We start from the raw sequence: 2,484 nt of genomic DNA, 5'->3' as shown, positions 1-2,484 counted from the left end.
GTCAGCACTTCATTTAAACCACGGGCGACTTTGAGATAACCAGCGATCGCTCCCCAAATTGCTCCGAGAAGAAAACCTCCTGTCAATGCTAGGGGTAAATGTATCCATATTGGTAAGTTAGGCAAATATAGTCCGACGACAACACTACCTAAAGCACCCATATAAATTTGCCCTTCCCCACCGAGATTAAATAAACCTGCTCGTAATGCTATTAATATTCCTAAACTTGCTAGTAATAGTGGGGTGGTTTTGCTGAGGGTGTCGCTGAAACCAAAGTAGGTTGTGAGAGATTCTTGGAATAGGGCGGTATAGGCAGTTACAGGGTTGGTTTTTGCTAGGAGCATTAGAGCTGCTCCTGTTAATAAGGCGGCGAATACTGCGAATATTGGGAGTAGAATTGACTTGAGAATTTTCTGCTTCATTTTGTAGTAGATCGTAGGTTGGGTTAAGCGACAGCGCAACCCAACAGAAAGCTTATCGACTTCCTGTACCATTAAGACTGCACCACCACTGTTGATTTTTGTTGGGTTTCCTCCGTCAACCCAACCTACACAATACTATAAACCGTAGGTTGGGTTAAGCGACAGCGCAACCCAACAGAAAACTTATCGACTTCCTGTACCATTATGGCTGTATCACCAGTGTTTATTTTTGTTGGGTTTCCTCCGTCAACCCAACCTACACAATACTGAAACGCTTATATATTACAGTCTACAAGTCTGTGCCAGAGAGAAGAACACAAAACCAACAAATCTATATCACCCCCCAATCGATACCCACCTGCGACAGGAAGGTGTCCTAAGTAATGCGTATCTGTACTAAAAGTTAGGTCGGCATAACTCACCCACTCTTCCTCCTCTCCTTCCCCTTCAAGCCATCCCACTTGTTTTGCAAATGCTACCCATACTTCTCTATTATACTTTTTCATACCATCCAACTTCTGATAAATTTTCTTTTGCACAGAAAAGCCAAACTTACCATCACTATATTTTACCCAAAGTTGGTCTATTATGCGGAGGTCTTGGCAAGGAAATTTCTCTATATCTTCCAGCCTTAGCCAAGCTCTCTCCTCTCGCCCTGCAACTTGTAACATAACTAAGTAAGTTTCATAATCCGCCTCTTTCCACTTTTTAGCAGCTAGGAACTCACGCAATTTCAAATATTTAGAAGGTAAACTTTGTTGTGGTGAAACTTCTAGGAGTTTTTTAATCGAACTATTTTCAAAAATATACTTTTTGTCAGATTTTTGCTCCTTATCCAATATCATTTCAGAGCAAAGTAATTGTTGAATTTTAGGGTAATTTTTAAGCCAATAATTGGCATTTCCTGTTTCTTGATTATTGGCTATGGATTCAGTACCAAGTATGATGGAATTATTTGATGAAATAGATTTATCGACAGCATCTTTTTCTAACTTAGCAAGTAGTTGATGATTATTCTTTAGTTCCAAAAGAAGACGGGGATATCTGAGGGTAATAGCAGTAAACTTACCTATTTGTTCTGTGGTTATTGTTTCTGTTTCAGCAAAAGTAACTCCAATAGAATAATAGGCAATATAAATCCTGAGTCTCAGTACATTAATATATTGTTTTAAACGACGGGGATTATAATCAAAAAAAGGAGCAACCATCTCTATAACTTGAGCAAGGCTTTCTGAATCTAAATCTTTTTCAATAATTGGGAAAATAGGTAAATCTGGAGATGAAGTCTCAGTCTCTTGAGATTCTGAGTTTTGTTCTGAAATAGAAGACTCTTCTGACTCTATTTTTTCTGCTTCTTTTTCTGTTGGTGAAAATATTCTGTCTTTAAATTTTTCTATCCATTCTTTTGGATCATTAAATATTGAGGTGAAATTAAATACCTCAGCAATTAAATTATGATAAATCCCAAAAAAACGTTTTTTTTGTTGTTCTGGAGAAGTTTTTATTTCTGAGATTTTTTGAACAACACTATCTAATGTCTTTTGAGAAGGTACAGGAATAGGGAATGATAATTGCACAAACTTTTCCAGAAAACTAAAACCATAATCAACCTTTTTGCTCAACTTCTGACTTTCATTTTCTTCTGCTTGATTTTCCGCGATCGCTGAAGCTAGAAAAGGAATAACATTTCTTTGTTTAAAACTTATTGCTGCTGCTATCTTTTCCCTATCCATACCCAAAATAAAAATTATCTTTTGGTCATTAGAAATCATCATATTTAGAGCTTGCAATAAATCAGCAGATTTACCCAACTCACAACGGTCAAGGTCATCAATAAAAACATAAATCTTTTCATTTTTACCCACATAAGCATTAACAATTTTAGAAAAATCCTCGTGAAACTTTTCTACAAAAGCCACTTGTTTCTTATAATCAGGAGACTCAAGATATTGAATCAAATCCATTTTCGGGTCGCCAATTAAATCCTTTAATATTGCCAGAAGTTTTCCTATTCCAGCAAGTGAAGCACCAGCACCTCCCAATGTTAACCAGATAGTTAAAA

Annotated in this window: 2 protein-coding genes; both read right to left on the bottom strand. The window is 36.7% G+C overall.

Annotation, left to right across the window (positions count from 1 at the left end):
* Positions 1-494, bottom strand: a 494-nt coding sequence (locus F6K18_RS35910; protein WP_375341379.1) for an ABC transporter permease, incomplete at its 3' end; no start/stop codon positions are given.
* 203 nt (positions 495-697) lie between these two features.
* On the bottom strand, positions 698-2,484 hold a 1,787-nt coding region (locus F6K18_RS35905; RefSeq protein ID WP_287528128.1), incomplete at its 5' end, for a GUN4 domain-containing protein.

Origin of the sequence: Okeania sp. SIO2C2, from assembly GCF_010692625.1 — a bacterium.
In the GTDB taxonomy this organism is placed as follows: Bacteria; Cyanobacteriota; Cyanobacteriia; order Cyanobacteriales; family Microcoleaceae; genus Okeania; species Okeania hirsuta.
The sequence above is the reverse complement of the archived record's forward strand: the minus strand, read 5'-3'. Positions and strand labels throughout refer to the sequence as shown.